The organism is Streptomyces hyaluromycini, assembly GCF_002217755.1.
GTDB lineage: Bacteria > Actinomycetota > Actinomycetes > Streptomycetales > Streptomycetaceae > Streptomyces > Streptomyces hyaluromycini.
Genome location: NZ_BCFL01000032.1, coordinates 239,859 through 246,563, shown reverse-complemented (window position 1 = coordinate 246,563; position 6,705 = coordinate 239,859). Strand labels below are relative to the sequence as shown.

The following is a 6,705-nucleotide window of genomic DNA, read 5'->3' as shown; positions in this document are numbered from 1 at the left end:
CAGAGGCCAGGACAGGACGCCCTGAGCCGTCGCGGACGGGCACGCCACCGTGAACCTTCTGGCCCATGAGCGCCGGCGATCGAAGGAGTGCATTGATGGTGGACGCGCTCCACTTGAATCGCTGCACTGTGGACCCTCGTTCATACGCCTTCCCTCCGGTCCTCCCGCCTGTCTCTCGGCCCTGTTTGATGGCCCAATGATCCCGGGGACTAGGAACCGGCGGGTCCTCGCTATTTAGAGAGATCGCAATGGAGGTAGGACTCGCATTTTCGTCTTCTACGAGAGCACGAATGATGCGCTCCACTACCTTCACCGCATCCGGGTCGGGCACTAGTGTCTTACCCGCCCCGTCAGGCATGGGCGCCGGCGTGTAGGGATAGGGCGGTCGAGCTCCGCGCCACCTCAGGGCCATTCCTCGAATAGCTTCCGACGCCCCCGTAACACGTTCGCGGATGGCTTGGGCCTCCATCTGCGCCGCAAAAGCCAAAAGCGTGACCATGATTTCCGCAATGGGGTCCAGGGGATTGCGGAAATCGAGCGTCAGCATCCCCCCTGGGCCTTCCGCGAACACGAGCATCTTCCGGTATGTGCGCGCCCACTTGGCCAACTCGTGCATGTCGGCCATCGACCGGACGGCCCGGTCGAGTCTCCACCACAAGATCACGTCGAACCGCGACGGCTCCGCCAGCCACTTCCCCAGCTCCGGCCTTTCGAACGGTGTCGTCCGGGATGCCGAGACGTCCAGATCCTCCGCTTCGCCGACGATCCTCGCGTTCATGGCACGAGCGGACCGCCCATTCGCCTCACGCTGGCGCGTTGGCGACGTGGTTTCATCCGTGCGGACACTGAGCCTGATGGCAGACAGCGCTTCGAGCTGTTCGCTCCCCAACAGAACAGTCATGCGGTCAGTATGCCTAATAACTGAGTCACAGTGGTCTGGAGATCCGGACGGGATCAGGATCGTGCTGGTGGAGGTACCGGCCGACCACCCCTTGCGTTACCGGCCGGGGATCTAAGCACTCCGCTGGAGGTGCTGCGATATGCCGTCAGTCGACTGCGGCGCCGTCGTGGCTGGTCGCGCAGTTCCCCGCGCCCCTTCGGGGGCGCTGCCGAACCGGGTGCCGGGGGCCGAGCCGGCGGTCAGGCCCGCAGCGCGCCCATCCTCCCCTCCAGTCGGCCCAGCAACTCCGCGAGGAGGCCCGCCAGTTCGCCCTGGTCCTCGGGGGCGAGGACGGACAGCACGGCGGTCTCGTAGGCGAGTTGTTCGGGCAGCAGGCCGTCGACGAGTTCGCGGCCCGCGTCGGTGAGGCGGAGGTGGGCGACCCTGCGGTCACGGGCGTCTCCGCGCCGCTCGACCAGACCTCGCTCGGTGAGCTGCTTGAGGCGTTTGGTGACGGCGGCGCCGGAGGAGAAGGTCTCCTTGGCCAGCTCGCTCGGGGTCAGTTCGTGGCCGGTGCGGCGGAGCGCGCCGAGCAGATCGAACTCGGGGCGGCTGAGGCCGGCCCGGCGCAGCGGGGCGTCCTCGGCCTGCTGGAGCAGGGCGGCGCAGCGGTTGATCCGGCCGATGACCTCCATGGGCCCGGTGTCCAGCGCGGGGTGGACGCTCCGCCACTGCCGGACGACGGCCGCGACCGTGTCGTCCCTGCCCGCACTCCTGCCCGCGTCCTCGCCCGTGCCCCTTCCCGCGTCGCTCCCGGCCGTCGGTCGTCCGTTGGTCGCCGTCATGGCCGTACGTCCTCCGTTGTCCTCGCGCCGTCCCAGGAGTGCGCTCCCTGGCGTCGTACCGTCGCGGCGAGCGTACGGTGTCCGCACTGCTCGGCTTGCACGACCCGCTCCTGGGGCAGTGCGCGTTGCCACCACTCGCCGGACGCGGCGTCCGCCGTGGCGCGCAGCTCGGCCAGGGCGGCGGACAGGGTGCGCCGGGCGGCCTCCAGGGCGCGCGGGACCGGCTGCGGCTCGGCGAGCAGGCGGGCGGCCTGTTCGCGGGCCCGTTCGACGGCGGTCAGGGCGTGTTCGATGCGGTCGCCGGCCCGGCGGTTGGTGACGACGACGGCGACGGCGAAGCCGACGAGCGCGCCGACCAGGGTGTCCACGACCCGCTCGGTGACCAGCTGCCCGGCGTCCTGGGTACGGGCGAACTCGGTGATGAGCAGGGCCATCGGGGTGACGCAGACGCTGCCGAGCCAGTAGTTGCGGCCGATCAGCGCCTCGGCGCCGAAGTTGAAGGCGAGGCAGCACAGCACCAGGGCGGCCGGGTGGAGATGGGCGAGCGGTACGACGGCGGCGAAGACGAGGACGCCCAGGAGGTTGCCGACGACGCGCTGGACGCCCCGGCTCCAGGTGAGGGTGACGTTGGCCTGGTAGAGGGAGGCGGCGGTGACCAGCGCCCAGTAGGGGCGGCCGACGCCGAGGGCGAGGGAGGCGTAGCCGGCGAGGGCGCAGCCGAGCGCGGTGCGGGCGGCGAGGGGGGTGAGCGGGCCGAGCCGGCGCCACAACGGGCGCTGCGGTAGGGCGCGTTCGGCGTCGACGCCGAGGAGTTCGTCGTCGGCCCCGGCCACCCGCGGGACGCGTCCGGTGCCGCGCAGGTCACGGGCCCAGCCGCGGAGCAGCCGCGGGTCGGTGTCGGCGGGGGCGGCGAGGGCGACCTCGGCACGGACGACGAGGTGTTCGAGGGCGCGCCGGGTGCGGTCGGTGCGGGTGCCGGTGGCGAGCAGGGACTGCCAGGCGGCCTGTACGGCGGCGGCCGCGGCCGCGCGGGTGCGGTCGTGGCCCTCTGCGGTGCCGCGGGTGTCGGCGTAGGCCGCGGTGGCGTTCAGGGCGTGGGCGGTGGCCCGGCGTTCGGGGCCGTGCGGGCGCAGCAGCCCGGGGGCCATGCCGACCAGCCAGGCCCAGGCGCCCGCCGCCAGGGCGAGGCCGACGTGGCCGGGGACCTGGCCGAGGGTCTGCGGGGCGAACAGGGAGGCGGAGCTGATGAAGGTGAGGACCACGTTCCCGGGCGGGCCGACGCGGGTGGCGTCGCAGAGGACCTTCTGGACGGCGGCCATCAGCGCGCCGACGGTGACCAGGACGACCGCGTTCGTGGTGAGCGAGGCGGCGACCAGGGCGAGGGCGAGGCCGCCGACCATGCCGAGGATCACCCGGGCCAGGGTGCGGGCGCGGGCGGGGTAGGGGCGGTTGTGGCCGTAGAGGGCGCACAGCGATCCGGCCATCGTGTACATCGCCAGGTCGAGACGGCCGAGGGCCAGCAGGGTCAGGTTGGGCGGGGCGACCGCGGCTACCACGCTGAAGGCGGGCTTGAACCAGATGTCGGAGGGCCGGCCGAGGCGCAGCACTCCGACGAGGGGCAGACGGCGGGTGGTCGTGGGGGTCGCGGTGGTCATATCATCAATTTAGCACGTGTTTTACTCGTAAAGCACTTTCGAACAGCCCTGGTCACGTGCTGTGCTCCGGCGAATGCTCCCCGTGTACATCCGCGCGCTCGCGTGCGCGCCGTGCGGCCGGGGCATCGCATCCCTCGACACGACGTCGAGCGGGGAGGTGCGCCGTGCACGGACCGGCTTCGCCCGGCTGGCTGCTGGTCGCGCTGTGCGCGGCGACCGGGGCCTACTGTCTGCTGCGGATGCGCAGCAGTGTCGAGGAGCAGCGGCGCGCCGCGGGCGGCGAGGCGCTGATGGGGTTCGGCATGGCCGTCATGGCCGTGCCGGCGACGGTGTTCACCCCACCGGGGTGGGCGTGGCCGCTGTACGCGGCGGTGTTCGGCGCGGCCGCGCTGCGCGCCCTGTGGAGCGGCCGCAGCAGCCCGCACCACCTGCACCATCTGGTGGGGACGGCGGCGATGGTCTACATGGCGGTGGCGATGGCGGCCTCCCCCGGCGCCCACCACCACGTCGGCGCCGGAGTCCCGCTGGTGACAGGGCCGTTACTCCTCTACTTCACCGGCTACGTACTGCTGTCCGGCGCACGGCTCGTCCCGGTCGCGGTGGCCGCCGGTACGGGAACGGTCAGGTGGGGCGACCGGCCCGAACTGGCGCGGGCGTGCAGGCTTTCGATGGGGATCGGCATGGTGGCGATGCTGCTGGCGCTGTGAGGGAGTGACGGCACGCGTGGCGCAAACGTTGCCTGCGTCACTTTGGCGTAATGGCCTGTACCCGTGAACGGTCCCCCGCTCATAGGGTGCTGGCCATGATGGTCCCCGTGGCACTGTTGCTGCTAGGCGCCCTGACCGCCGTGGTCGGCCCCCGGCTGCTCGCCCGGGCCGACTGGACGGACCAGGAGCCGGTGGTCGCGCTGTGGGTGTGGCAGTGCGTGGTGGCGGCCGTCCTGCTGTGCTGCGCGCTGTCGATGACGCTGAGCGCCGCGGCGGCCTGGCAGGCGGTGCGCGGGCAGGTGTTCGCGACCGCCCCGAGCGGGGTGGTGGACGCCTACGCCCTCGGTACCAACGGCCCGTGGGCGGCCGCGACCGCGGTGGCCCTCGCCTGCGCCGGGCTGTGGAGCGGGGCGATGCTGGTGCGGGAGATCGCGCGGGCCAGGTCCGGACGCAGCCGGCGACGGGCCGAACTTCTGGCCCGCGCACCCCTGTTGCCCGGCGAGGAACCGGCCGACGGCCGACTCGTCGTACTGGAGGGCGACCGCCCCGAGGCCTGGTGGCTGCCGGGCGCGGCACCCCAACTCGTCGTCACCACGGCCGCGTTGCGCCGGCTCAAGGGGCGTCGACTGGACGCGGTCCTCGCCCATGAGCAGGGCCACGCGCAGGCCCGGCACGACTGGCTGCTGCACTGCTCGGCCGCGCTGGCGGGCGGGTTCCCGCAGATCCCGGTGTTCGCCGCGTTCCGCGCCGAGATGCACCGGCTGGTCGAACTGGCCGCCGACGACATGGCCTCCCGGCGCCACGGCCGCCTCACCACCGCGCTCGCCCTGGTCGAACTCAACGAGGACCGGGGCGTGTTCGGCCCGAGACCGGCCCCGCAGGCCCATGTCCCGCAGCGGGTGAACCGGTTGCTCACCGCCCCGGACCGCCTCCCCGCCCGGCACCGGCTGCGGCTGACCGCGGCGGCCGCCCTGGTCCCGGTGATCCCGGTGCTGGTGGCGCTCGTACCGAGCCTGCGCGCCCTCGGGTAAAGCCGAACCCGTCGGAGGAATTGCCGTGCGGGCAATGATTCGGCAAAGATCACGTCATGCGCCCCCCACCCAGCGACCGCCCTGCCCCGCTTCTGACGACCGCCGTTCTCGCCCTCTCCTCGGCGCTGCTGCTCGCCCTCGTCGCCGGCGAGTGGCCTCCCCTGGTCGCGGTGGACGAGGACATCGCCGGCGCCACCCACCGCTGGGCCGTGGCGGACCACGGCACCACGCAGGTGCTGCGCGTTCTCACGGACTGGGTCTGGGACCCGCTGACCATGCGCCTGCTGTGCGCGGCGGTCGCGGTGTGGCTGGTGTGGCGGCACTCGGCGTGGCGGACCGCCCTGTGGCTGACCCTGACCTGTGCGCTCGGGACGGTCGCCCAGCAGTGCCTCAAGGCCGCCGTCGGCCGCCCGCGCCCGGTGTGGCCCGACCCGGTCGACTCCGCCCGCTACGCCGCGTTCCCCTCCGGGCACACCATGACGGCCACGGTGGTCTGCGGCCTGCTGCTGTGGTTGCTGCACCGCTGCGGCGCCGGACGCGCGATATGGCGCACCGCCCTGGTCGCGGCCGGGCTCTCGGTCGTGGGCGTGGGCCTGACCCGGGTGTGGCTCGGCGTCCACTGGCCCTCGGACGTGCTCGGCGGCTGGCTGCTCGGGGCCCTGGTGGTGGCGCTGGCGGTGCTGGTGTACGAGGGGGAGCGCGGCGCCCGGGGGCGTCCTCGCCCGTAGCCCGCCCGCGCCGCGCCCGGCCGTCGGTAGAGTCCGGCACATGACTGCCGTGCTCTTCGACTTCTCCGGGACCCTGTTCCGTATCGAGTCCACCGAATCCTGGCTGCGGGCAGTGCTCGCCGAGGCCGAAGTACCGCTGGCCGAAACCGAGTTGGCGCGGGCGGCGCGAGCGCTGGAGGTGGCCGGGGCGCAGCCCGGCGGGGCCTTTCCGGTCGCGCTGCCCGAGGAACTGTCCGGGGTGTGGGCGGTGCGGGACGAGAGCGCGGAGCTGCACCGGGCCGCGTACACCGGCCTGTCCCGGCAGGTGGCGCTGCCTGACCCGGCCCTGCACGACGCGCTGTACGAGCGGCACATGACCCCGCGGGCCTGGACGCCGTACCCGGACGCCGCCCCGGTGCTGCGCACGCTGCGCGAGCACGGGATCGGGGTCGGTGTGGTCAGCAACATCGGCTGGGACCTGCGCCCGGTCTTCCGCGAGCACGGGCTGGACGCCTACGTGGACGCCTACGTCCTGTCGTACGAACACGGTGTCCAGAAGCCGGATCCGCGGCTCTTCACGGTGGCCCTCGATGCGCTCGGGGCCGAGCCGGGCGAGACGGTGATGGTCGGGGACAGCAGGCCGGCCGACGGCGGGGCGGCGGCGCTCGGCTGCCGGGTGCACTTCGTGGACCATCTGCCGGTGGCCGAACGGCCGGACGCGCTGCTGCCGGTCCTGGACCTGGTGGGCGCGGCCCGCCGACCGGCCACGCCCACCCAGGCCTGACCTGTCGCGCCGTCCGCCCGAGACGCTCCCCCGTGTCGCCCCGGACGGACGGCAGCCCTGAACAGGACCCGCGCAGGGCGGTGCCCACTGCGTCGA

Annotated in this window: 7 protein-coding genes and 1 pseudogene; 5 read left to right on the top strand and 3 right to left on the bottom strand. The window is 73.1% G+C overall.

The features are described 5' to 3' along the window. A partial coding sequence (locus SSP29_RS43775) for a recombinase family protein (protein ID WP_145969026.1) occupies positions 1-901 on the bottom strand: 901 nt, incomplete at its 3' end. Positions 902-932: 31 nt separating this feature from the next. Between SSP29_RS43775 and SSP29_RS57595 the strand changes: the two are divergent. Continuing rightward, positions 933-1,016 (top strand): annotated as a pseudogene (locus SSP29_RS57595) (VOC family protein); the annotation flags it as partial. 124 nt (positions 1,017-1,140) lie between these two features. Here SSP29_RS57595 and SSP29_RS43765 read toward each other — a convergent pair. Next, positions 1,141-1,725: a MarR family winged helix-turn-helix transcriptional regulator gene (locus SSP29_RS43765; protein WP_089106533.1), complete on the bottom strand. Its 585-nt coding sequence runs from the start codon at positions 1,723-1,725 to the stop codon at positions 1,141-1,143. After that, the gene (locus SSP29_RS43760) at positions 1,722-3,380 is read right to left on the bottom strand and encodes an FUSC family protein (RefSeq protein ID WP_089106532.1); all 1,659 of its coding nucleotides are present in this window, start codon (positions 3,378-3,380) and stop codon (positions 1,722-1,724) included. The genes SSP29_RS43765 and SSP29_RS43760 overlap by 4 nt, the downstream gene beginning before the upstream one ends. A gap of 164 nt (positions 3,381-3,544) precedes the next feature. Between SSP29_RS43760 and SSP29_RS43755 the strand changes: the two genes are divergently transcribed. From SSP29_RS43755 to SSP29_RS43740, 4 genes are all read left to right on the top strand, one after another. Further along, positions 3,545-4,087, top strand: coding sequence for a DUF5134 domain-containing protein (locus SSP29_RS43755; protein WP_089106531.1), 543 nt, complete (start codon positions 3,545-3,547; stop codon positions 4,085-4,087). A 95-nt stretch (positions 4,088-4,182) separates the two neighbouring features. Further along, complete coding sequence (locus SSP29_RS43750; RefSeq protein ID WP_089106554.1) at positions 4,183-5,118, top strand: M56 family metallopeptidase; 936 nt, start codon at positions 4,183-4,185, stop codon at positions 5,116-5,118. Between the two features lie 56 nt (positions 5,119-5,174). Beyond that, the gene (locus tag SSP29_RS43745) at positions 5,175-5,846 is read left to right on the top strand and encodes a phosphatase PAP2 family protein (RefSeq protein ID WP_089106530.1); all 672 of its coding nucleotides are present in this window, start codon (positions 5,175-5,177) and stop codon (positions 5,844-5,846) included. A gap of 40 nt (positions 5,847-5,886) precedes the next feature. Then, positions 5,887-6,609 carry an HAD family hydrolase gene (locus tag SSP29_RS43740; RefSeq protein WP_089106529.1) on the top strand — a complete coding sequence of 241 codons (723 nt, stop codon included), beginning with the start codon at positions 5,887-5,889 and terminating at the stop codon, positions 6,607-6,609. The last annotated feature ends 96 nt before the right edge of the window (positions 6,610-6,705 follow it).

Excerpts from the sequence above, each read along its gene's own strand:
- SSP29_RS43765 (WP_089106533.1), bottom strand. The coding sequence starts at position 1,725 with ATGACGGCGACCAACGGACGACCGACGGCCGGGAGCGACGCGGGAAGG.
- SSP29_RS43760 (WP_089106532.1), bottom strand. The coding sequence starts at position 3,380 with ATGACCACCGCGACCCCCACGACCACCCGCCGTCTGCCCCTCGTCGGA.
- SSP29_RS43750 (WP_089106554.1), top strand. The coding sequence starts at position 4,183 with ATGATGGTCCCCGTGGCACTGTTGCTGCTAGGCGCCCTGACCGCCGTG.
- SSP29_RS43745 (WP_089106530.1), top strand. The coding sequence starts at position 5,175 with ATGCGCCCCCCACCCAGCGACCGCCCTGCCCCGCTTCTGACGACCGCC.
- SSP29_RS43740 (WP_089106529.1), top strand. The coding sequence starts at position 5,887 with ATGACTGCCGTGCTCTTCGACTTCTCCGGGACCCTGTTCCGTATCGAG.